The sequence below is a fragment of the Candidatus Magasanikbacteria bacterium genome (assembly GCA_021648085.1).
GTDB lineage: Bacteria > Patescibacteriota > Patescibacteriia > Magasanikbacterales > UBA922 > JAKITS01.
Genome location: JAKITS010000001.1, coordinates 255,163 through 275,722, shown reverse-complemented (window position 1 = coordinate 275,722; position 20,560 = coordinate 255,163). Strand labels below are relative to the sequence as shown.

The following is a 20,560-nucleotide window of genomic DNA, read 5'->3' as shown; positions in this document are numbered from 1 at the left end:
AAACAAAGACTAACTTATTATTCCATCTGTTATTTTTAGTTTGACTGAGAATCTGAGATTTATATTAAATTTTATTTATGGCTTCAGAAATCCTTTGTACTGTTTTTTCTTTACCCAACACATTTGCAATTTCAAATGGGCTTGGTGAATTTTTCTTGCCAGAAAGTGCAACTCTCACAGGCCAAAGTACGTCCCCCACTCCGTAGCCTTTTTCACCTATCCAAGCTTTTGTTTTTTCCTCTAAAGTTTCAGTTGTCCAATATTCACTCTCCAAAGTCTCAAAAAACTTTACAACTTCTTGTAATTTTTCTTTTGCATCTTCTTTTGTGCTTTTTTTCCAAGTTAACAAGCCTGCATCATAATCCAAAGTTTCTGCAAACAAAAATGCAACTGCTTCTGGAATTTCTTTTAGTGTTGATACTCTATCCTTTTCCAAACTCACAGCTTTTAGCAAAAATTCTAAATCCGAACTCTTCAAATTTGCATTTACCAAAAATGGATCTGCATTTTCTAATAACTCTTCATTACTTAAATTTTTTATATATTGAGAATTGTACCAATCTAGTTTCTCACGATTAAATACTGCTGCCGCCTTAGAAATTTTCTCAACAGAAAATTCTTGTTCTAATTCTAATAAACTAAAAATTTCACGCTCATCACCAGGATTCCAACCCAAAAATGAAACAAAGTTTACCAAAGCTTCCGGCAAATATCCTACTTCTTTGAAATCTGTCACAGAAACATCACCGTGGCGTTTGGAAAGTTTTTGTTTTTTTTCATTTACCAAAAGTGATAAATGTGCAAACTGTGGAACTTTCCAACCAAACATTTCATACAAAACTATATGTTTTGGAGTTGAAGAAAGCCACTCTTCTCCACGAAAAATGTGTGTAATTTCCATCAAATGGTCGTCCACCACAACTGCCAAATGGTAAGTCGGGAAACCATCTGACTTCAAAACAACCTGATCATCTATGAGTTCATTTTTAAATTCTATTTCTCCACGCACCAAATCTGTAAATTTTGTAATTCCTGCGTCTGGCATTTTCATTCTTACCACAAACTTTTGACCTGCCTCCACTTTTGAATTTACATCTTCTTCTGATAATTTTTTGCAACATCCGTCATAACCAGTTGGTAATCTATTTTCTTGCTGAGTTTTTCTCAATTCTGCCAATCTCTCTGTACTACAAAAACATTTGTATACACTTCCTTTTTCCAACAATTCATCCACATATTTATGATAAATTTCCAATCTTTCAGACTGAACATATTTACCCAAACTTCCTATTTGTACAATATTTTTATCTTCATCAAAACTCACCCCTTCGTCTGGTTTTATTCCAGCCCAAAGCAAAGAATTCAATATATTTTCAACTCCACCTTCCACAAGTCTACCGCGATCTGTATCTTCAATTCGAAGCAAAAATTTACCATTGTTTTTCCTGGCAAACAAATACGCAAAAAGTGCAGTCCTCAAACCACCCACATGCAAAAATCCTGTCGGACTTGGCGCAAATCTAGTTTTTATCATAATTTTCATTAAATTGTGTAATATATAAATAAGGAAAAACAATCACGGCATTCCAAATTCTTTTCCATCTTTTTGGATTATTTTTGAGTCTCCACAACCATTCCAAACCAAAGCTCTGCATAATTTCTGGCGCTCGCTCCACACTTCCACTTATAAAATCAAAAGCTCCACCCACACCCATTACTATTTTTACATTTGGCAATTCTTTCAAATATCTTTCTATCCACTTTTCCTGCTTTCCGTGCCCAAATGCCACAAACAAAACATCTGCCTTACTTCTTCTAATTCTTTCCAAAACCAAATTATTTACAGTCTCCTCAACCCACAAACTTCCATCTTTGTTTTCTATTACTTGTGGACCTTCGTGAAAATCTGAAATTGCCAATTTTGGAAAAACTTTTGTTAAGTTCAGCGCTGTTTTTCTGACAACTTTTGCATCATCGCTTCCCAGCAAAAAAACTTTTACATCTTTCTTTTCTATAATTTTACAAATGTCCAACATAAAATCCACACCGGGAATACTTTGCATAGCCCCAAAAGAGCAAATAGAAATTCCTTTTCCATCGCAAATATTAAGATCTGCTTTGTTCAAAATCTCTCTAAAACCTTTATCGCCATGAGCTTTCACCAACATCTCTGGATTTGGCGTGTAAATTTTATACTGCGAATTTCCATCCAAAAAAACCTGAATTTTTTTTCCAGCCATTCTCCTAGTCAACTTGTCCAATCTTACTCCCAAAAAATACTTGTACATATAATTCTTTTTTCAAAACAAGCTCTTATAACTTATCATTATTAGCCAATTTTTTCCAGTATTTTTTGAGAATTTTAAATTAAACACAATTACATTGACTTTTTACGCAAAATATAGTAAAGTTTTAGCAGATCCTTAACAACCTAACCTTGGAGGAGAAAATGAGTGAAACCACTTTAGGTTCTGATGAACTTTGTGAAATTGATGAGGAAACTATTCAAGTAATTTTTGACTGCGTTACAAAAGATAATAAGGAGTTAGAAGAAGAATTAAAAAATCTTGCTTTTGAAATTTTAAAAGCAACGCTTGCAGGTAATATGAAAAAAATACAAACAACATCAATTCTATGTATGCAGAGACTATTGGAAGAATTTGAAAAAATCCAAGGTAGAAGTCCAAAAAGGCAGTAAACACTGTCTTTTTTTATTTCAAAAAAAATAGCCCAAATAAATGAGCTAATTTAATTTTATACCTGCAGTATATCTACCTATCAAAAAACCAGTTGTAATAGCACATAAAGAAGCTACAACACACAGACCGTAAATTTCAAAGTTTGTAATTGGGACATAATAATGTTCTTTTGGAAAAGTTAATGCCAAAAATATATAAAGTGTAGCACCAAAACACAAACTAAAAAATACGGTTAACGACGAAGTTAAAAGAACTTTTGGTATATTTATCTTCACTTTTTCCTCCTATTTTATTCAGAAAATAAGTATATACCAAAAATTATTCTTTTGGAAATATTTTATTGCCATTCTCATCATAAAGATGAACTGCCAAAACTGGACAAGCTTCTGCAGACATTTTCAAAATATCATCATCACTTGCATCTGGGTTTATAATATATGCAATATTCTCTTCATTCATTTTAAAAATTTCTGGCGCTACAACCACACAAGAGCGAGCACCAATACAACCTTCTTTATCAATTACAATTTTACAAATTTTACCTGTTTTTCTGGTAGCTTCAAATTTTTGTTCTTCCATATTATTTATATATCGCCTAAAAAATTATCTTTTAAATCTATTTTATAATCTTTATTTATTTTCTCCATTTCTTTTCCACTTTTATAAACAGAAAAATATTTATCTCCTTTTTTTATATTTACAAGACCACAGCAGTCACCTCCACATTCTTTAAAATCAAGGTCTATTTTACCATTTTGTACTCCAGCTTTCAAATTATATTTTTTCTCATAATTCCTCATTATTCTTTCTGCACCATTTTTATTGCAAGAAATACCATTACAGATACGGATTTTTTTCATAAAATAAAAACATTTAAATTCCCAAAGCTGCACGCAATTCTGCAGGTGGTTTCCACATTGGATCAAAGGTAATTTCCACTTCTACATTTTCAAAGCCTAAAACTTTGATTTCTTTTTTAACCTCTCCAATCAGCATTGGACCTGCTGGACAGCTTGGAGTTGTAAAAGTCATTATCACTTTTACGTCCTTTTCATTTAAAATTTGAATATCATAAATTAAACCCATTGTATAAATATCTATATTCAATTCTGGATCAATTACAGTTTCCAACCTTTCAATTATTTGATCTTTATTTATCATATTTTTTATAACCTTCTTTTTCAACTTCTTTTGCTAATTTTCTTTCTCCAGATTTTATAATTTTTCCACCCATTAAAACATGTACAAAATCTGGTTTTACATATTCCAAAATTCTATTATAATGTGTAATCAACAAAACTGAATTTTCTTTGTTGTGAAATTTATTTATTCCATTTGATACAATTTTTAAAGCGTCCACATCCAATCCAGAATCTGTTTCATCCAAAATCGCAAACTTTGGATTCAATACTGCAAGTTGCAAAACTTCTGCTTTCTTTTTTTCTCCACCAGAAAATCCGACATTCAAATAACGACTTGCAAAAGCAGGATCCATATTTAAATCTTTCATTTTTTCTAGCAAACTTCTATAAAATTTAATTGGGTTTTGAGCAACGCCTGTCAAAGATGATTTTGCCATTCTCAAAAAATTTGTAATCGTCACACCGCCAACTTCTGGAGAATTTTGCATAGATAAAAATAATCCAAGTTTTGCTCGCTTGTCTGGAGTCAAAGTTTTTATAGATTTTCCGTCTACCAAAATATCACCCTCTGTGATTTTATATTTTGGATGACCTGCCAAAACCAAACTCAAAGTAGATTTTCCAGAACCGTTTGGACCCATAATTGCGTGAACTTCGCCAGCTTTTATTTCCAAATTAATCCCTTTCAAAACCTCTCTTCCTTCAACTTCAACTTTTAAATTTTTTATTTCTAATTGCATACCTATTTTATTATTTTTTGAATTGTATTTTTTCCAAGCATTGCACACTTCATTCTCATATGACTAATTTCTATGTTTAACATTTCCAAAACATCTTCATCTGTTATTTTTGAAATCTCTTCTTTTGTTTTTCCTTTTATAAAATCTGTAATTAAAGATGTTGCGGCTTGCGAAATTGCACAACCATCTCCAAGAAATCCAACATCAAAAACTTTGTCATTTTCAAATTTGATTTTTATTTTTACCTCATCTCCACACATTGGATTTAATCCTTCTTCACAAATATCAAAATCAGCCAAATCTTTTTTATTCAGCGGGTTCTTATAAAGATACAAGATATTTTCTTTGTACATTTGCATTAAGCTCATATTAAAATAATTCCTTTACTTTTTTTAAACCTTCTACCAATTTATCTACATCTTCCTCATTATTATAAATCCCAAATGAAATTCTAGTTGTACCGTTTATTCCCAAATGTTTCATTAACGGCATTGTGCAATGATGTCCAGCACGAACTGCAATATTTTGACTATCCAATATACTAGCGATGTCGTGCGGATGTACTCCCTCAATGACAAAAGAAATTATAGAAATTCGCTCAGCGTACTCGCCCAAAATCTTTAAACCTTCTATTTCTTTTAGTCTTTTTATGGCATATGAACACACATTTTGTTCATGCTCCAAAATAGCCTTCATTCCAATATTTTGTAGATATTTTATAGATTTTGCAAGCCCGATAACTTGCGCAATTGGCGGAGTGCCGGCTTCAAATTTAAACGGTACTTCATTCCAAACTGCATTCTCGTAGCTAACTTTTGAAATCATATCACCACCAAAATTTACTGGTTCCAATTTTTCCAGCAACTCCTTTTTTCCAAAAATTACACCAATCCCAGTTGGTCCATAAAGTTTGTGACCAGAAAAAACAAAGAAGTCACAATCCAAATCTTTTACATTTATTTCTATTGAAACTGTAGATTGCGCGCCATCTAAAACTGTTATTGCACCAACTTTTTTTGCAATTTCAATTAGTTTTTTTGCTGGCGCTATTACTCCAAGTGCGTTTGAAATATGTGCAAAAGAAACTACCTTTGTTTTTTTATTTATTAATTTTTTTGCACTTTCCAAATCCAATTCTAGCTTTTCATTTAACTCTATAAACCTAATTTCAAACCCTTTATCTTTTGAAATCTGCTGCCAAGGAATCAAATTTGCGTGATGCTCCAATCTAGTTAGTACAATGTTATCACCGACTTTCAGGTCTTTACAAAGGATTTGTGCAAGCATGTTTAATCCTGATGTGGTTCCATTTATTAATACGATTTCTTGGCTTTCTGCAGACAAAAACTCTGCAATAACCTTTCTTGCATCTTCATATTTTTGGCTTGCATTTTCACTTAGTTTGTAAGCACCACGATGAACATTTGATTTTTCATTATAAAATTTTGAAATTTCTTCAACCACTACATTTGGGATTTGCGCAGTCGACGCATTATCAAGATAGACCAAACCACTAGAATCAAAAATTTTAAAATCTTTTTTTATGTTTTTTCCTAATTTCATATATTTTTTAATATGGTATTTTGCATTTCTTCACTCAAATTTTTTATAGCTTTTGACAAATGTCCAGAAACCAAAATTTCTTCAACTTGTTTTTCATTCAAACCTTTTGTATTTAAATAAAACTTTTTTTCTTCATTGAATTTTGTAATACTCACACCATGCGAACACTTTACATTTTCGTTTTCAATTTTCAAATTTGGAGCGACTTGGACTTTTGCATTTTCACTCAACATCAAAATTTCTGCCTTTTGAGATCCTATGCAGTTGTCTGCATTATGCTTTACACAAACTTCTTCTTTCAAACTCAACTGTGAATTATCATCCACCACAAATGCAGAATAAATATTTGAACTAGTTTTATCAGCCGTGTGCAATGCATTGTGATTTAGCTCAAATTTATCTTTTTTTTTCAAATTTCCAACACTATACACCTCTCCAACAGCTCCTTCACCAATTAGCTCTAAACTTAGCGATTCTCTACCGCTATCACCATTAAAAATATTGTAAATTTTCAGCTCTGCACCAGCCTTAATAACAACTTTATTGTTCAAGTCAAAATTTCCACCAAAATTCAAAATACACTGTGCTTTTACATTTTTTTCTACCACAATATTCAAATTCCTTATTTCAGAAACATCTATTTTTATTTCTTTATTGGATTTTATATTTAAAGTTTTGTTCATAATAATTTATCGCTAAAAAACCTAACCCACAGAATTTTCCATTTCCAACTCAATCAATCTATTTAATTCCAAAGCATATTCAAGTGGCAATGCTTTTACAATTGGTTCCATAAAACCAGACACAACCAATTTTACAGCTTCCTCTTCAGAAAAACCCTTACTCATTAAATAAAAAATTTCTTCTTCGCCAATTTTTCCTGCACGCGCTTCGTGTGTTATATCTACATCTTTATTTTGAATTTTCATTGTTGGAATTGTATTTGAAATAGATTTTTTCCCCATCAAAAGTGCATCGCATTCTACAGAAACAGAAGAATTTTTTGCTTTTTTATTTACAAAAACCATTCCACGATAAGTAGAAATTCCACCATCCACAGAAATTGATTTTGCTTTTATGTTTGACTTTGTATTTTCTGCTGCGTGAATTACTTTTGTGCCAGCATCTTGATTTTGACCATTTCCAGCAAACGCAATTCCCAAACTATCTGAGCACGAATTTTTGCCACGCAAAACAGAACAAGGATAAAGCATCGTCACACCAGAACCCAAATTTCCATTTATCCATTCTATCACCCCATCTTCATCTACCAACGCTCTTTTTGTATTTAAATTATAAGTATTTTTTGACCAGTTTTCTATAGAATAATAACGAACGCGTGCACCTTTTCCAACAAAAATTTCCACACAACCAGCATGCAAAGAATTTACAGCGTAGCGTGGAGCCGAACACCCTTCTATATATTGAACCTCGCTTCCCTCGTCTGCAATTATCAAAGTGTGTTCAAACTGTCCGCCTGCCATTGCGTTCATACGAAAATACGCCTGAAGTGGCAATGTCACTTTTACATTTTTTGGAATATAAATAAAAGTTCCACCAGACCAAACAGCCGCGTGAAGCATTGCAAATTTGTGATCGTTTATAGGAACACACTGATTCATAAAATGCTTTTTCACCAACTCTGGATATTTTTTTACAGCCGTATCCATGTTTTCAAAAACCACTCCCTGCTTTTTTAAACTCTCCTGAATATTATGATAAATAATTCCAGAATCATATTGTGCACCAGCTCCGGCCAAAGATTTTTTCTCGGCTTCTGGAATTCCCAATCTATCAAAGGTTTTTTTTATTTCTTCTGGCACATCCTCCCAATTTACAGATTCCTCTGCATCTGGTTTTGTATAATAAACTATTTCATCCAAATTTAAATCACTCAAGTTTGGCCCCCATTTTGGCATTTCTTTTTTCACAAACAAATCATACGCTTTCAGCCTTTTTTCTAGCATCCATTCTGGCTCATCTTTTTGTTTTGAAATTTCCAAAACCACCCCGCGTGTAATTCCCGGTTTTGTTTTGAAAAGAGAAAAATCACCATCAGCTTTATCATAAAGCTCACGGTTCTTTTTCAATCCATCTAGAATTTTCTGCTCTGCTACATTCATACTTATTTCTGTATTTTCTCTACTTCTCTTAAATTTTCCACAATTCCTGGCAAAAACTTCATCACATAATCTATTTCTTTTTTTGTCGTATTTTTCCCAAGACTAAACCTAACACTTGCCAAATTTCTTTCTTTTGAGTATCCACACACTCTCAAAACATGAGACAATTCTTCTGTTTCTGAAGTACAAGCTGAACCTGTTGAGCAACTAACTCCGTACTGATCCAAATAAAACATCAGACTTTCTCCACTTAATCCTTCAAAAGAAACATTCAAATTATTTACTAATCTTTTTTCTCCAAATTCTACACCATTTAATTTTATATTTTCACTTTTCAATTTTATTTCTTTCCAAAAATAATCTCTTACTTTTTCAATTTTCTTATTATTTTTTTCTTTATTTTTATTTGCAGAATCTAGTGCAAGTGCAATTCCAACTATTCCTGCTGTATTTTCTGTTCCCGCTCTCAAACCCATTTCCTGCTTTCCACCATAAATTAAAGGTTCCAACTCTAAACCTTTTTTCTTATACAAAATTCCGACTCCTTTTGGCCCGTAAATCTTACTCCCATTCATAGTCATCAAATCCACATGCAGTCGCTCTACCGCCAATTCTAAAGCTCCTACAGCTTGACAAGCATCGGTGTGAAATATAACTTTTGAATCTTTATTCTGTTTTCTAAATCTCAAAATCGCTTTGCCAATTTCTGCAATTGGTTGAACAGTTCCAATCTCATTATTTGCATACATTACAGAAACCAAAGCTGTATTTTTGTTCAATGCTTTTTTCAAATCTTTTACATTTACCAAACCATTTTCATCTACCGGCAAATATTTTATTTTAAATCCAATTTCCTCCAACTTTTTGATTGGTTCCAAAACTGAGTGATGTTCTGTTTCTGTTGTAATAATTTCACCTTTTTTAAAATTCTTGCGAACAACTCCAAAAATCGCCAAATTATTTGACTCTGTTCCACTTCCTGTAAAAATTATATTATTTTTGTTTGTCTTTAGATTTTCTGCAATAAGTTCACGCGCACCATTTAAAGTTTCTTTTGCTTTTACGCCAGCGGTATAAATAGAAGAAGGGTTTGCAAAATTATCCTCTATAAAAGAATTCATTATTTTTGCAATATTTCTATCTATTCTAGTTGTCGCAGCATTGTCCAAATAGACATTCTGCTTATTTTTTGGTTTTTTAGGCAACATATTTGTCTATAGTTACACTAGATAAATAATTTAAAATATCTATATTTATTTTTTGAAACACGCTAATTGTTTGGCACTCTGCCACCATTTTGCAATTTCTGTTATACTTAAAACATTCTACAATACTTTGTTCGCCGTCTATGATTTCTGATATGTCTTTCAAAGTCAATTCGTTCAACTGTTTTAACAAAACATATCCTCCATTCACACCTTTTGTAGATTTTACAATTTCGGCTTCACGCAATTTGCCAGCAATTCGTTGTAAAAAAAGGAAAGATATGGTAGTGTTTTTAGAGAACTTGCGAACACTAAGAGGCGCATTTTCTTCTTGGCGAGACAGCGCTATTAGAAATTGAATTGTATAGTCTAATTCCTTGCTAAGTTTTATCATAATTAGAGATTATCACTAAACACCATTTCTACCCAAATCTTTAAATTTTGACTGCGACTTCAAGAAAAAATATTTCCGATACTACGCAGGGCAAAGATTTTTTCTTTTCGTCTCGTTCAAAATTTAGAAATTTCGCTAACGAAAGCGTGTTTAAAGATAATCTCTTATCTCATACTGAATTAGTATGATATAACAATAATCCACTTTTGTCAACCAAATATGCAAACTTTTGAGAGTAAAATTATAAATACAAAAGAAATCGCCAAAAATACGATTTCTATAGAAACAGAAAAGCCAACAGACTTTAGTTTTAATGCTGGACAATTTTTACAATTTATAGTTCCAACCGCAGAAAAAGAAGTTTTACGCTCTTATTCTATAGCTTCTAGTCCAAATGATGGAACTTTACTTTTTTGTGTAAAATTGATAAAAGACGGAATTGCTTCTGAATATCTAAGGAATTTAAAAAGTGGAGATATTATAAAAATGAAAGGGGCTATAGGAAGATTTTCTGAGGAAGAAAGTGGTAATTCACTATTTTTTGTAGCAACCGGAACTGGACTTGCACCAACAATGTCCATTATTAAAGATCAACTGAAAAATAAGGGGAATAAAAATAAAATCCACTTACTTTTGGGATTTCGCTCTGAAAACAATATTATTTGGCAAGAAGAAATAGAAAATCTAGAAAAAGGATATTCAAACTTTACATATATGCTGACACTTTCTCAGCCAAGTGAAAATTGGAGTGGTATGCAAGGACGCGTCACACTTTACTTCAATCACCCATCATCAAGCTACAAATACTTTATGTGCGGAAATCAGGCTATGGTCTCCGAAATCCGCCAAACTCTAATTAAAAATAATATAGAAAACTCTCAAATCCACTTTGAAATTTTTTAGAAACAAAAAAAAGAGAGTTGAATATTCAACTCTCTTTTTTATTTTATAATTTATTTTTTATTTGATCCCAAGTTACACAACTTATATTTTCAATTTCTTGAAGAATATAATATAAAACATCTTTTTCTAATCTTTTTGGAATAGTGAAAGATTTTTGATTTTTCCAAGTAATTTTAAAATGACTACCATTTCCACCTTTTTTATCTATAATAAAACCAAAACGATTTAATGCCTTGATAAATTTTCTTCTTTTATTTTTTTTGGTAGTTCACTAAGCGAGGGCATATTCCTTACTACGTTTACCCACCTTATAAACTTTAGTTTCTTTTTTATATGAAGATGGAACTCCAAAAGAAGTAAGAATCGCATCTTTTATATTTTTATCTAGTTCTTTTACATTTTTTCCAGAAGTTATGATAGAGCCATAACGAAAATTATTACTTATCGCAATTTGCTCACCATTTTTTCCTTTCTTAAAATCAAAAGCTATATTATTATAAAGCCTGAAATAATCGTGCAATTCTAAAAGTTCTCTTGGTACTAAATCGCCCAAAATTAATTTTAAAATTTGATCTTTAGTTTTTTTGATTAAACTCATATTAAATAAATGATACTAGCTTTTTTTTAATTAAGTCAAGTATATCACAATAAAATTAGTTTAAAAATATTTATTTAAATTTCCTCTACAAACAAATTTCCATCTTCTGACCTGCATTGCCTAGGATAACTTTCCATGATTGAATTTCCCGCATTAGCGCATTCCTCAAAATTTGTAATAAAACTTCCATCCAAGAAAATACCACCTTTTGCTTCTTCTCTTTTCAACAACTCTTCCACCAATTCCTTTGCTGATTTATCGCCATCTATTTTTATGTCCAATCTCTCACTTACATTTTCCAATAATTTCTCATAACCTTCGTTTGAAACAGTTTGCTCTGCAGAAGTCACAGGCTGGCCTGCAGTCCTTTTGTATAGCAATTCCCCATCTTTATATTCATATACACCCTCCAAAGACTTTACACCACCAAAATCTGCCTCAAAAAGTCCTGGAAATGCATGCAGAAGCATGTAAGCATCAAAACCTTCAATTGGTTGTCCAACTTCTTCTATCCCAATCTCCACAAGACTAGATTGAAAAGTCTCTGCAGCCTCATTTATTTCCTCATTTGTAGGACTTTTTGCAAGCCAAATAACCGCAAAAATAGTAACAATTATAATTCCCCAAGTTATAAGTCTTTTTTTCATATAATACTTATTATTTTATAACCTTTATTAAATCTACTTTTTCTTCCACTTTTTCAACCTCAAACTTAACTCGCCCTACAACTTGTCCGCGCTCTGTTTCTACCAAAACTCGCCAGCTTCCAGCATTAGGATTAGTCTTAAATGAATAACCACGAAAACCATTGTCTCGCCCACCAACAATAGAAAAACCAACCCTATCTCTATCAATCCACTCATTCCCATTATGATATTGCCAACTGTGATAAATCTTTGCCTCAAGATCGGACGGAGCAAAAATTGCAGAATACACATAAACTTTTTCACCTTCTTTTATATGTACCGTTTGCCCAGGAATTATTTTATCAAAAAAGTTTTCTACTTCAGATATAAGTATATATTTTCCTGCTTTTCTCTCTATACTATGATAAACCCCTGCTTCACGTAATGCAAGTGGAATTGGTGGAATTATGTTTGCAAAGTACAAAAAATACATTCCAGAAAAAATAACTGCAATCACAAGTACAAAATAAGCTTTCTTTCTTTTTATACTTGGCACAATCCTGGAAAGCAAATAAATATATAAGGAAATTAAACCTAAACTTACAAAACCACCAAGTACAAAAGGCCAAGCGCTTACAGTATTTAATAAAAAAGATAAAAATAAAACCGAAATTGAAAAAAGTATAAAAAAGTAAACGCCAATTTGTACAATAGGCTTCAAATAATATTTTCTAAAAATATCGTTGGACACCATAAGCCCAGCGATAACCAAGACAAATGGCCAGCTCGCAGAAAAAGCCCCACTAAACCAATAAAATATAAGTGAAGCACTAAGCAGTGCACCAAAAGTAAATTGGATAAGGAGTGGCACATAAAGCCGTAGATAACTCCAATAAATAGTTCTATATTCCAAACCACTACTATCGTAATAATTCATAAAAGCTATCGCAAACCCTGCCAAGACAATATAAACACCAAGTATTATAAAAACTACATTTAGCTGAATAGTCCTAAAAGTAATAGCATCCATAATAACACCACCAAGCAAAAAAGCCGGCAACATAAATCGCTCATACTTTTTCTGTAGACTTTGCAGTTTCTTAAAATATTTAGATTGTTTTAGTTTTTTTATCACAAACAAATAAACTTACTTTTTAAGTAAGTCTATTATACCATTTTTATTTTATTTAAGTAGTTTACATTTGACTCCAAATATATATTCCACCAATAATTACTATTACAACCACCATTACTCTAAAAATAATTTTAATTATCCTTTCTATATTTTCTGCTTTCATATTTTTACAATGGAAGAGTCAAATTTATAGAATTACCCACTCCACCTACAGAAGTTTGACTAACTGGCATTTCAAAATTTACTGCGATTGGTAATATGTCACCTGTAATAGTTGGGTAATAAAGCATTTTATTTTTTACACCATACTCATAAATTTCCTTTGTCACTTTTACATCCTGTTCACAATATTTTTTTATCTCATCTATTTTTCCTTCATCCCACCATTTCATAGCTTGCAATCCGTCTGCGCTCTTTTCTATCTGCAATGTGGCTTTTGCAATATCATTAAGCCTATACCTTTTTCCACAAGATTCTTTTATAACTTTCAACAAATCCAAATGTGGAAAACCTTTCAAATCTCCAGCATAATATTTATTCAAAATTGGAATATCAAAAGATTCACTGTTATAACCAATCAACCTCTCAGCTTTTTCCAAAATTGGCCACAAATTTGTCAGCTCCTCTTTTGTATAAGATGAATATTTTCCTGTTTCGATTTCACAAATAGAAATAACGGTCATCTCTAATTCTGCAAAATTCCTAATGTCTCCTGTGGTTTCTATGTCGAATACTACTTCTCTTGCCATAAATATTTAGATAAAAGAAAAGGCATCCAAAGACACCTCTTCAATTGATTACAAAAAACTATTTCTTTGCCTTTTCCAAAGCTTCATCAATTTGAGTCTTATCAAAACCTACCAAAATCTCTCCGCCAATATCTAAGACTGGCACTCCAAGCTGACCAGATTTCTTTTGCATTTCTTCTGCTTTTTCGCTATCCTCTGCCACATTTATATCTTCAAACTCTACTCCTTTTTCTTTTAAGTAATCTTTTGCCTTGTGGCAATAAGGACATGTCGGCGTACTGTAAACCAAAACTTTCATAGTTTTATATATTAATACTTAGTTTTTAAATTATATCACTTTTATTTTTTTGAAACAACTAAAATTGCAGTTATTTTTTGTGCAAGCGGAGTCTCGTGAGATCCTGTTTTGTAATCTCTCAATGAGCTCATAATAGTGCTATACGAATATCTAAACTCTTCACCACGCTTTGTACCAGGATCATTGGTGATAAACTCACTTTTTTTCTCATCATACCCACGAATTACAAGCATATGAATCTCTGGCCCAGGAGCTACAAAATATGGATTATTCAAAAGTCTTCCGTCAGAAGGAATAATAACCACCTTTCCGTCGGCCAAATATTTTTTAATATCATTTATCGTAATGTCATAAAATAATTCTACATTTGGATAATTATAATATTCTGTTAATAGCCTTTTTGTGTCTGCCGTAGAGCTATCATGAAAACTACCCCACTGTTCCATTTCCCAAGCAGACATTTCTGCTATCTCTTTTGTGGCTTGTTCTTTACTCAAATTCTCATCATTTGCCCACCTCAAAGCCATTAACACGCTTGCCTCTTCACAACCATCCTGATATCTACTATCGTCCCATTGTGCAAATGGAGCTTGCGATGTAAACGGTACATTGTGATTCACCTTCATTGGCGTTGCTTCTATGTCTATTTTTGGTGGAATCACTATTTCAACTATTTTTTTAATTATACTTTTTTCTTCCACAACAGGTTCTTCCTTTTTTTCTTTAAACCATTCTTCTTTTGGTGATTCTTCTACTTCTACCTTATTGCTTGCAGGGAATATACTTTTTGTAGTTGAAACTATCTCATCTACTGTTTTTGTAATTGGCTTTGGCAACCTACTATATTTCACATAAAAAAATGATAAAAAAAGAATAATAAATAAACCACAAACCAAAAAGAAATATAGAAAAAATGAACTTTTTTTCATAAAAACATTGCCCCTTAAGTAAATTTATAATACTATTAGTATATCATTAAAAAGAAGTTTATGATAAGTAATGCAAAAAAAGAAATTGTAGTAATAGGAGGTGGAACCGGAACTTTTACTGTTTTGAGTGGTCTTCGCAATTATAATGTAAATTTAACCGCCATAGTGTCGATGGCAGACGACGGCGGGTCTACGGGGACTTTGAGAAGTGAGTTGGGAGTTTTACCTCCCGGAGATGTTCGTCAATGTCTAGTTGCCCTATCTACTTCAGATGCTTTTATAAACAAGTTAGTGAACCATCGCTTTACAAACGGCTCTTTAAAGGGTCATAATTTTGGAAATATATTAATTTCTGCATTGGAGCAAGTGACAGGGAGTTTTGACAAAGCCATAGAAAAAGCAGGTGAAATTTTGAATATAAAAGGAAGGGTAATTCCAGTCACTTTAGAAGACATAACTCTTATGGCAAAGTTAGAAAATGGAATGGTTTTGGAGGGAGAACATACAATTGATACAGGAAACCTAACAGGATTAGAAAAAATTTATCTAAAAAACTCAGCAAATGCAAACTCAAAAGCTATAAAAGCAATAGAAAATGCGGATTTAATAATTATCGGACCTGGAGATGTTTATACAAGTCTATTACCAAATTTACTTATTCAAGGAATTTCTAAAGTAATTCAAAAAAATAAAAATCCAAAAATGTTTATTTGTAATCTAATGAATAAGCCTGGGCATACAAATAATTTTTCTATTGTAAATTTGACAGAAGAAATAGAAAAATATTTAAAAGATACTTTTGATTTTGTATTATTCAACACAGCAAAACCACTAGAAAACCTAACAAAAATTTACAAAGAAGATGGTCAGGAAACAGTTTCAATAAATTTGGAAAGGCTTAAAAAAAGAAAACTTAGATCTAAAACAAAATTTTTTGGAACTGATTTATTAAGTCCGATTAGTATAAATTTACAAGAAGGAGATAATTTAAAAAGAAGTTTGGTTCGTCACAGCCCAGAAAAATTGGCAAAACTAATCTTTTCAGTTTTATGATTTTACCAAAAAATAGTTGTATCTTATTCGACTTTGATGGCACGCTCACAACTTTTAGAGATAACAAAAAAGGTTTGTGGGATATTTTTCTTAAAAAAGGAATTTCAAAAGAAACTATAGAAGAAAATTATAAAAAAACTAAAAGTAATGCTTTTAATTTTGAAAAATTTATAAACTCTTTTGATAATTTAGAAAAAGAAAAGGTTTTAAAAGAAATGCAAAAGTGGCTAAAAGAAAATTTAACTCTTTATACAGACGCAGAATTTATAAAAAACAAAAACTTTTCATTTGTTTTGTTTACTTTTGGTGATCCAAAATACCAAATTGAAAAAATAAGAGCTGTAGGAATTACACCAGATTTATTTTTATTCTCTGAAAAATTCCCAAAAATAAACTCAATAAAATCTTTTATAGAAAATTTAAAGTTCGAAAGAGAAAAAAATGGTCCACTTATTTTTATTGACAATTCCTTTTTAGAATTAGATGCTGTACGAGATGCTGGATATTCTGAAAATGAAATAATTACAATCTGGCTAAACCGCAAAAATTCCACCGAAAAACTAAAATATAAACATTTAGAAATAAAAAGTTTAGATGAATTAAATTTTTAATAAAAAAACTCTAGACTTTATAAGTCTAGAGTTGTGTTTTATTTCTTATTCAAACCTCTGCGCTTACGCATTTCTTCAAATGCAAGCAAAGTATCCTTAAAAAGTTTATTGCTCATCCGAGCTTGAGTAAAATGTGATTCCGCAAGTTTTGCAGGATCAACTTTTACATTGGTTAAATTTGCCATAGTAAAATCTGCACGATCTAAAAAAGAGTCTGAAAGGTCTGCACCGGCTAAATTTGCATGTCCAAAATCTGTTTCCACCAAATATATTCCTGACAAATCCGTACCTCTTAGATCTGCACCTCCCAATTTTGCACCCATTAAATCTATAATTATAGAAGGTGCTGAGTTTTTTCTGTGTTCTTCAATAATTTTTTCACCACCAAATTTAAAAATTCGTTCAACCAATCTCTCGTCTGCCATTTTCATCTCCAAAGCTATTGTCAATTTAAATAATTGACATTTAAATTAACCTGCACAAACCTTATCATTTTTATTAGATTTTGTAAGGGTTAAAAACAAAAAACTGCCGAAGATAATTGGCAGTTTTTTTATTTGAAATTTTTAGTGTTTATTTATGATCTTTTTTCTAAATCAATTTTATTATATTTTGAGCGAAAATTTTATAAAAAAGTGAAGTATATCGATACTATATTGAACTTTTTTATAATATTTGTAGCCAAAATAGAATGATATTGAATAGGAAAAAGATTGTAAATAAACGCTTATTTTTTAACGCTTTCTCCACTGATGACCACGTCTTGCTCTTCTTCTTCCCGGTTTCTTTCTTTCTTTTCTGCGCGAATCTCTTGTTAAATATCCTTCTGCTTTTAAGGCTGGCTTAAATGTTTCATCTAATTCTACTAATGCTCTTGCAATTCCATGTCTAATAGCTTCTGCTTGGCTGTTTACTCCACCACCCAATACTCTTATAGAAACATCAAATTGTCCTTCTTTCCCTGAAACAACAAATGGAGATAAAACTTTTTCTTGCCACAAAATAAGTGGAAAATATTCTTTCAACTCTTTGTCATTAACAACAACATTACCTTTTCCTTTTTGGATACGAACACGAGCTGTGGCAGTTTTTCTTCTACCAACAGTGCGGATCATTGTACTTTGTTTATCAGCAACCATAATATTTAAACCTTAATAGTCAAACGCTTCATCATGTTGTTGCGCAACTTATTCTTTGGCAACATACCATAAACAGCTCTTTTCATAACTTCTGTAGGATCTTTATCAAAAACCTTTTTCATAGGAGTTCTTTTTAGACCACCCGGATGCATAGTATGGTGGTAATAGTCTTTTTGTACCAATTTTCTTCCTGTAAATTTTACTTTTCCAGAATTTAAAACTGTCACAAAATCACCACAATCTGTATGTGGAGCAAAACTAGCCTTATTTTTACCGCGCAAAATCATAGCAACTTCAGTTGCCACACGACCAACAGCTCTATCTGTTGCGTCAATTTCATGTTTTTTTCTAATTATTTCTATAGCCATATTTTTAAACAAACTCTATCTTAACTATTGGAGCACCATCGTTTTTTCTAGTTCTCAACTTTATAATACGAGTGTAGCCACCCTCTCTTTCTACATATTTTGGTGCTACTTCTTCCATCAATTTCTTTACTGCTTTTTCTGTAAACAATTTACGAATAACAAGCCTACGAGAAGCTAGTGTATTTTTTCTTGCTTTTGTTACCAAAGGTTCAACATAAGTTTTAAGAGCTTTTGCTTTTGCTTCTGTTGTCTCTATTGCACCATGCAATATCAAACTTTCTGCCAAATTCTTAATAAGAGCAGTTCTGTGTGCCTTCTCTCTTCCCAGTGTGAATTTTTGTTTTCTATGACGCATAAAATTTTTTTACCTATTTTTTTGTTGTTTTCTTTTTAGCTGGAGCTTTTTTAACAGCTGCTTTTTTCTTTGCTGGAGCTTTTTTCTTTACTACCGGCTTAACTTCTGCCGAAGCATCTGATACTAACCCAAAATAATCCATTAAAATCTTTACAGCTTGAGATACAGCTTCTTTTGGTGTAATAGTTCCGTCTGTCTCAATATTCAAAATCAATTTTTCATAATCTGTCACATCACCAACACGAGTTAACTCAACATTATAACCAACATCACGAATTGGAGTGTAAAGTGAATCTATACCAATTGTTCCCAAATCAAATAATTTTGTATCTTTTTCTCCTACTGGAACATAACCACGACCATTTCCAACCGTAATCTCCATTTCAAAATTCTTGTCTGCAGTTGTAAGTGTTGCAATTTTTAAGTCTAAATTAGAAATTTCAACATCAGAATTCTTTTCAAAATCTGCTGCTGTTACATCTCCAAGCCCTTTTTTATTTAAAAACAATGTCACAGATTCTTCTGAAAAAGAACGAACAGCCAACTGTTTTAGATTCATAATAATTTCTATAACATCCTCTGCAACACCTTCTGTAGCAGAAAATTCATGTTGCACACCGTTAATCTTTACAGACTCAACAGCCGCGCCAGGTAATGATGAAAGTAATACTCTTCTAAAAGCATTCCCCAATGTTACACCATAACCTTGATGACAAGGTGTAATAATAACCTGACCTACATTTGTCTGTTCACCTTCTTTGAACTCAATTGTGTTTGGCAATAAAATTTGCTCCATATAATAAATATTTATTATGGAAATCTCTTTAAATATGATTTCATTATTGAAACAATACTTTAAGATAATTCCTTAGAGGATCCCCTCCTTTTTATATTAACGTGATGAGTAGTACTCAATTATTAATTTGACATCAAAAACTCTTTCAAAATCATTCTCATTTGGAGTACTTACTACTTTTCCTGATTTTTTTGCAGAATCTACAGAAATCCAAGATGGTAGTTCAGTATTTGACAAGTCTTCTTCTATATTTTCAAAAATTTTCTTTTTTATCTTACTTTCTTTGATTGCGACCTCGTCTCCAATTTTTACATTATGTGATGGAATATTCATATACTTACCATTTAAAGTAAATAATGAGTGATTTACCATTTGTCTTGCTTGCGCTCTTGTCTTTGCAAAACCCATTTTATAAACAACATTATCCAATCTCATCTCCAAAAATTGATGTAGATTTTTTCCAGAATCTCCAGACACTTTGTTTGATTTTTCAACATAAGTGCTAAACTGTCTTTCTCTAATTCCATACATAAACTTAGCTTTTTGTTTCTCTAAAAGCTGTTTACCATAACTAGAAACATTTTTACGCCTTCTGTTTACACCCTGAACTCCAGGTGGCTGACTCAAACGCTTAGAAACTTTTGCAGGATTACTTTTTAATCCTAAATGTACGCCAAAACGACGTGCTAATTTATTTTTTGGTCCAATATACTTTCCCATAGCTAAACTTTAAATTAAACTCTTCTTCTTTTACGAGGTCTACAACCATTGTGTGGAATAGGTGTAACATCCTTTATAGCCAAAACTTGAATACCGCTAGAGTTGAAAGCGCGTATTGCAGACTCTCTTCCTCCGCCAATTCCTTTTACAAAAATACTAACCTCTTTAAGTCCGCACTGCTTTACAGCTTCTGTCACCTTTTTAACTACCTGGCTTGCTGCGTACGGAGTAGCTTTTTTTGGTCCTTTAAAACCAACCATTCCTGCACTAGCCCAACCCAAAACATTTCCATTTTGATCAGTTACTGAAACAATAGTATTGTTAAATGTTGCCTGAATATAAACTCTTCCTGTTGGAACATTCCTTACAATCTTTTTTTTCTTTGCTTTTTTAGCTACTTTTGCCATAAATATG

At 31.9% G+C, this 20,560-nt stretch carries 30 protein-coding genes; 4 read left to right on the top strand and 26 right to left on the bottom strand.

What is annotated here, in order from left to right; genetic code table 11:
* Nucleotides 1–64 precede the first annotated feature (64 nt).
* Both gltX and L3J07_01340 read right to left on the bottom strand, forming a co-directional pair.
* The gene (gltX, locus tag L3J07_01345) at nt 65–1,534 is read right to left on the bottom strand and encodes a glutamate--tRNA ligase (GenBank protein ID MCF6276473.1); all 1,470 of its coding nucleotides are present in this window, start codon (nt 1,532–1,534) and stop codon (nt 65–67) included.
* Nucleotides 1,521–2,288: a WecB/TagA/CpsF family glycosyltransferase gene (locus L3J07_01340; GenBank protein ID MCF6276472.1), complete on the bottom strand. Its 768-nt coding sequence runs from the start codon at nt 2,286–2,288 to the stop codon at nt 1,521–1,523. Before L3J07_01340 ends, gltX begins: the two co-directional genes overlap by 14 nt.
* 161 nt (nt 2,289–2,449) lie before the next feature.
* Between L3J07_01340 and L3J07_01335 the strand changes: the two genes are divergently transcribed.
* Entirely contained in the window at nt 2,450–2,698 is a 249-nt protein-coding gene (locus L3J07_01335) for a hypothetical protein (GenBank protein MCF6276471.1), read from the top strand.
* 45 nt (nt 2,699–2,743) lie between these two features.
* Here L3J07_01335 and L3J07_01330 read toward each other — a convergent pair whose 3' ends face one another.
* From L3J07_01330 to L3J07_01280, 11 genes are read right to left on the bottom strand one after another with little or no spacing between them, the layout of a single operon-like run.
* Entirely contained in the window at nt 2,744–2,974 is a 231-nt protein-coding gene (locus L3J07_01330) for a hypothetical protein (GenBank protein MCF6276470.1), read from the bottom strand.
* A gap of 43 nt (nt 2,975–3,017) precedes the next feature.
* Complete coding sequence (locus L3J07_01325; GenBank protein MCF6276469.1) at nt 3,018–3,278, bottom strand: ferredoxin; 261 nt, start codon at nt 3,276–3,278, stop codon at nt 3,018–3,020.
* A gap of 5 nt (nt 3,279–3,283) precedes the next feature.
* Nucleotides 3,284–3,559: an NAD(P)H-dependent oxidoreductase subunit E gene (locus tag L3J07_01320; protein ID MCF6276468.1), complete on the bottom strand. Its 276-nt coding sequence runs from the start codon at nt 3,557–3,559 to the stop codon at nt 3,284–3,286.
* 13 nt (nt 3,560–3,572) lie between these two features.
* Nucleotides 3,573–3,860, bottom strand: a complete 288-nt coding sequence (locus L3J07_01315) for a metal-sulfur cluster assembly factor (protein ID MCF6276467.1) — start codon at nt 3,858–3,860, stop codon at nt 3,573–3,575.
* Nucleotides 3,850–4,581, bottom strand: coding sequence for a Fe-S cluster assembly ATPase SufC (sufC, locus tag L3J07_01310; GenBank protein MCF6276466.1), 732 nt, complete (start codon nt 4,579–4,581; stop codon nt 3,850–3,852). Before sufC ends, L3J07_01315 begins: the two co-directional genes overlap by 11 nt.
* A 2-nt stretch (nt 4,582–4,583) precedes the next feature.
* Nucleotides 4,584–4,949, bottom strand: a complete 366-nt coding sequence (locus L3J07_01305) for an SUF system NifU family Fe-S cluster assembly protein (GenBank protein ID MCF6276465.1) — start codon at nt 4,947–4,949, stop codon at nt 4,584–4,586.
* Between the two features lies 1 nt (nt 4,950).
* Nucleotides 4,951–6,144: a SufS family cysteine desulfurase gene (locus tag L3J07_01300; protein MCF6276464.1), complete on the bottom strand. Its 1,194-nt coding sequence runs from the start codon at nt 6,142–6,144 to the stop codon at nt 4,951–4,953.
* On the bottom strand, nt 6,141–6,827 hold the full coding sequence (locus L3J07_01295) for a SufD family Fe-S cluster assembly protein (protein ID MCF6276463.1): 687 nt from the start codon (nt 6,825–6,827) through the stop codon (nt 6,141–6,143). Before L3J07_01295 ends, L3J07_01300 begins: the two co-directional genes overlap by 4 nt.
* Before the next feature lie 21 nt (nt 6,828–6,848).
* Entirely contained in the window at nt 6,849–8,267 is a 1,419-nt protein-coding gene (gene sufB / locus L3J07_01290; protein MCF6276462.1) for a Fe-S cluster assembly protein SufB, read from the bottom strand.
* Nucleotides 8,268–8,269: 2 nt separating this feature from the next.
* Nucleotides 8,270–9,475, bottom strand: coding sequence for a cysteine desulfurase (locus L3J07_01285; GenBank protein ID MCF6276461.1), 1,206 nt, complete (start codon nt 9,473–9,475; stop codon nt 8,270–8,272).
* Nucleotides 9,465–9,866, bottom strand: a complete 402-nt coding sequence (locus L3J07_01280) for an Rrf2 family transcriptional regulator (protein MCF6276460.1) — start codon at nt 9,864–9,866, stop codon at nt 9,465–9,467. Before L3J07_01280 ends, L3J07_01285 begins: the two co-directional genes overlap by 11 nt.
* 219 nt (nt 9,867–10,085) lie before the next feature.
* On the opposite strand from L3J07_01280, the gene L3J07_01275 reads away from it, so the two are divergent.
* Complete coding sequence (locus L3J07_01275; GenBank protein ID MCF6276459.1) at nt 10,086–10,769, top strand: FAD-dependent oxidoreductase; 684 nt, start codon at nt 10,086–10,088, stop codon at nt 10,767–10,769.
* 271 nt (nt 10,770–11,040) lie between these two features.
* On the opposite strand, the gene L3J07_01270 is transcribed toward L3J07_01275, so the two are convergent.
* From L3J07_01270 to L3J07_01245, 6 genes are all read right to left on the bottom strand, one after another.
* Entirely contained in the window at nt 11,041–11,367 is a 327-nt protein-coding gene (locus tag L3J07_01270; GenBank protein MCF6276458.1) for a hypothetical protein, read from the bottom strand.
* A gap of 74 nt (nt 11,368–11,441) precedes the next feature.
* Nucleotides 11,442–12,014 carry a hypothetical protein gene (locus L3J07_01265; protein MCF6276457.1) on the bottom strand — a complete coding sequence of 191 codons (573 nt, stop codon included), beginning with the start codon at nt 12,012–12,014 and terminating at the stop codon, nt 11,442–11,444.
* Between the two features lie 10 nt (nt 12,015–12,024).
* Nucleotides 12,025–13,056 (bottom strand): DUF2914 domain-containing protein, encoded by a 1,032-nt coding sequence (locus L3J07_01260; protein MCF6276456.1) that lies wholly within the window; start codon nt 13,054–13,056, stop codon nt 12,025–12,027.
* A 239-nt stretch (nt 13,057–13,295) separates the two neighbouring features.
* Nucleotides 13,296–13,877, bottom strand: a complete 582-nt coding sequence (locus L3J07_01255) for a ribonuclease H-like domain-containing protein (GenBank protein MCF6276455.1) — start codon at nt 13,875–13,877, stop codon at nt 13,296–13,298.
* A 58-nt stretch (nt 13,878–13,935) separates the two neighbouring features.
* A complete protein-coding gene (locus tag L3J07_01250) occupies nt 13,936–14,175 on the bottom strand; it encodes a glutaredoxin family protein (protein MCF6276454.1) in 240 nt (79 codons plus the stop codon).
* 41 nt (nt 14,176–14,216) lie between these two features.
* Nucleotides 14,217–15,026, bottom strand: coding sequence for a C39 family peptidase (locus tag L3J07_01245; protein ID MCF6276453.1), 810 nt, complete (start codon nt 15,024–15,026; stop codon nt 14,217–14,219).
* A gap of 138 nt (nt 15,027–15,164) precedes the next feature.
* Here L3J07_01245 and L3J07_01240 point away from each other — a divergent pair, with 138 nt between their 5' ends.
* Complete coding sequence (locus L3J07_01240) at nt 15,165–16,157, top strand: YvcK family protein (GenBank protein ID MCF6276452.1); 993 nt, start codon at nt 15,165–15,167, stop codon at nt 16,155–16,157.
* The gene (locus L3J07_01235; GenBank protein ID MCF6276451.1) at nt 16,154–16,768 is read left to right on the top strand and encodes a hypothetical protein; all 615 of its coding nucleotides are present in this window, start codon (nt 16,154–16,156) and stop codon (nt 16,766–16,768) included. Before L3J07_01240 ends, L3J07_01235 begins: the two co-directional genes overlap by 4 nt.
* Nucleotides 16,769–16,806: 38 nt before the next feature.
* Here L3J07_01235 and L3J07_01230 read toward each other — a convergent pair whose 3' ends face one another.
* The 7 genes from L3J07_01230 to rpsK all read right to left on the bottom strand — a co-directional run bounded on the left by L3J07_01230 (nt 16,807) and on the right by rpsK (nt 20,553).
* On the bottom strand, nt 16,807–17,193 hold the full coding sequence (locus tag L3J07_01230; protein MCF6276450.1) for a pentapeptide repeat-containing protein: 387 nt from the start codon (nt 17,191–17,193) through the stop codon (nt 16,807–16,809).
* 309 nt (nt 17,194–17,502) lie between these two features.
* The gene (gene rpsI, locus L3J07_01225; GenBank protein MCF6276449.1) at nt 17,503–17,907 is read right to left on the bottom strand and encodes a 30S ribosomal protein S9; all 405 of its coding nucleotides are present in this window, start codon (nt 17,905–17,907) and stop codon (nt 17,503–17,505) included.
* A 5-nt stretch (nt 17,908–17,912) separates the two neighbouring features.
* Nucleotides 17,913–18,275, bottom strand: coding sequence for a 50S ribosomal protein L13 (gene rplM, locus L3J07_01220; protein ID MCF6276448.1), 363 nt, complete (start codon nt 18,273–18,275; stop codon nt 17,913–17,915).
* A 4-nt stretch (nt 18,276–18,279) separates the two neighbouring features.
* Complete coding sequence (rplQ, locus tag L3J07_01215; protein ID MCF6276447.1) at nt 18,280–18,630, bottom strand: 50S ribosomal protein L17; 351 nt, start codon at nt 18,628–18,630, stop codon at nt 18,280–18,282.
* A 13-nt stretch (nt 18,631–18,643) separates the two neighbouring features.
* Nucleotides 18,644–19,426 (bottom strand): DNA-directed RNA polymerase subunit alpha, encoded by a 783-nt coding sequence (gene rpoA, locus L3J07_01210; protein MCF6276446.1) that lies wholly within the window; start codon nt 19,424–19,426, stop codon nt 18,644–18,646.
* Between the two features lie 96 nt (nt 19,427–19,522).
* Nucleotides 19,523–20,146, bottom strand: coding sequence for a 30S ribosomal protein S4 (rpsD, locus tag L3J07_01205; GenBank protein ID MCF6276445.1), 624 nt, complete (start codon nt 20,144–20,146; stop codon nt 19,523–19,525).
* A gap of 14 nt (nt 20,147–20,160) precedes the next feature.
* Entirely contained in the window at nt 20,161–20,553 is a 393-nt protein-coding gene (gene rpsK / locus L3J07_01200; protein MCF6276444.1) for a 30S ribosomal protein S11, read from the bottom strand.
* Nucleotides 20,554–20,560: the final 7 nt, after the last annotated feature.

What these genes read in the sequence shown, in the direction of transcription:
- L3J07_01295 (MCF6276463.1), bottom strand. Translation starts at nt 6,827, where the DNA reads ATGAACAAAACTTTAAATATAAAATCCAATAAAGAAATAAAAATAGAT.
- L3J07_01280 (MCF6276460.1), bottom strand. Translation starts at nt 9,866, where the DNA reads ATGATAAAACTTAGCAAGGAATTAGACTATACAATTCAATTTCTAATA.
- L3J07_01270 (MCF6276458.1), bottom strand. Translation starts at nt 11,367, where the DNA reads ATGAGTTTAATCAAAAAAACTAAAGATCAAATTTTAAAATTAATTTTG.
- rpsK (MCF6276444.1), bottom strand. Translation starts at nt 20,553, where the DNA reads ATGGCAAAAGTAGCTAAAAAAGCAAAGAAAAAAAAGATTGTAAGGAAT.
- sufC (MCF6276466.1), bottom strand. Translation starts at nt 4,581, where the DNA reads ATGCAATTAGAAATAAAAAATTTAAAAGTTGAAGTTGAAGGAAGAGAG.
- L3J07_01255 (MCF6276455.1), bottom strand. Translation starts at nt 13,877, where the DNA reads ATGGCAAGAGAAGTAGTATTCGACATAGAAACCACAGGAGACATTAGG.
- rpsD (MCF6276445.1), bottom strand. Translation starts at nt 20,146, where the DNA reads ATGGGAAAGTATATTGGACCAAAAAATAAATTAGCACGTCGTTTTGGC.
- rpsI (MCF6276449.1), bottom strand. Translation starts at nt 17,907, where the DNA reads ATGGTTGCTGATAAACAAAGTACAATGATCCGCACTGTTGGTAGAAGA.
- L3J07_01275 (MCF6276459.1), top strand. Translation starts at nt 10,086, where the DNA reads ATGCAAACTTTTGAGAGTAAAATTATAAATACAAAAGAAATCGCCAAA.
- gltX (MCF6276473.1), bottom strand. Translation starts at nt 1,534, where the DNA reads ATGATAAAAACTAGATTTGCGCCAAGTCCGACAGGATTTTTGCATGTG.
- L3J07_01325 (MCF6276469.1), bottom strand. Translation starts at nt 3,278, where the DNA reads ATGGAAGAACAAAAATTTGAAGCTACCAGAAAAACAGGTAAAATTTGT.
- sufB (MCF6276462.1), bottom strand. Translation starts at nt 8,267, where the DNA reads ATGAATGTAGCAGAGCAGAAAATTCTAGATGGATTGAAAAAGAACCGT.
- L3J07_01265 (MCF6276457.1), bottom strand. Translation starts at nt 12,014, where the DNA reads ATGAAAAAAAGACTTATAACTTGGGGAATTATAATTGTTACTATTTTT.
- rplM (MCF6276448.1), bottom strand. Translation starts at nt 18,275, where the DNA reads ATGGCTATAGAAATAATTAGAAAAAAACATGAAATTGACGCAACAGAT.
- L3J07_01340 (MCF6276472.1), bottom strand. Translation starts at nt 2,288, where the DNA reads ATGTACAAGTATTTTTTGGGAGTAAGATTGGACAAGTTGACTAGGAGA.
- L3J07_01235 (MCF6276451.1), top strand. Translation starts at nt 16,154, where the DNA reads ATGATTTTACCAAAAAATAGTTGTATCTTATTCGACTTTGATGGCACG.
- L3J07_01320 (MCF6276468.1), bottom strand. Translation starts at nt 3,559, where the DNA reads ATGAAAAAAATCCGTATCTGTAATGGTATTTCTTGCAATAAAAATGGT.
- rpoA (MCF6276446.1), bottom strand. Translation starts at nt 19,426, where the DNA reads ATGGAGCAAATTTTATTGCCAAACACAATTGAGTTCAAAGAAGGTGAA.
- L3J07_01250 (MCF6276454.1), bottom strand. Translation starts at nt 14,175, where the DNA reads ATGAAAGTTTTGGTTTACAGTACGCCGACATGTCCTTATTGCCACAAG.
- rplQ (MCF6276447.1), bottom strand. Translation starts at nt 18,630, where the DNA reads ATGCGTCATAGAAAACAAAAATTCACACTGGGAAGAGAGAAGGCACAC.
- L3J07_01230 (MCF6276450.1), bottom strand. Translation starts at nt 17,193, where the DNA reads ATGGCAGACGAGAGATTGGTTGAACGAATTTTTAAATTTGGTGGTGAA.
- L3J07_01315 (MCF6276467.1), bottom strand. Translation starts at nt 3,860, where the DNA reads ATGATAAATAAAGATCAAATAATTGAAAGGTTGGAAACTGTAATTGAT.
- L3J07_01305 (MCF6276465.1), bottom strand. Translation starts at nt 4,949, where the DNA reads ATGAGCTTAATGCAAATGTACAAAGAAAATATCTTGTATCTTTATAAG.
- L3J07_01285 (MCF6276461.1), bottom strand. Translation starts at nt 9,475, where the DNA reads ATGTTGCCTAAAAAACCAAAAAATAAGCAGAATGTCTATTTGGACAAT.
- L3J07_01300 (MCF6276464.1), bottom strand. Translation starts at nt 6,144, where the DNA reads ATGAAATTAGGAAAAAACATAAAAAAAGATTTTAAAATTTTTGATTCT.
- L3J07_01260 (MCF6276456.1), bottom strand. Translation starts at nt 13,056, where the DNA reads ATGTTGCCGGCTTTTTTGCTTGGTGGTGTTATTATGGATGCTATTACT.
- L3J07_01240 (MCF6276452.1), top strand. Translation starts at nt 15,165, where the DNA reads ATGATAAGTAATGCAAAAAAAGAAATTGTAGTAATAGGAGGTGGAACC.
- L3J07_01335 (MCF6276471.1), top strand. Translation starts at nt 2,450, where the DNA reads ATGAGTGAAACCACTTTAGGTTCTGATGAACTTTGTGAAATTGATGAG.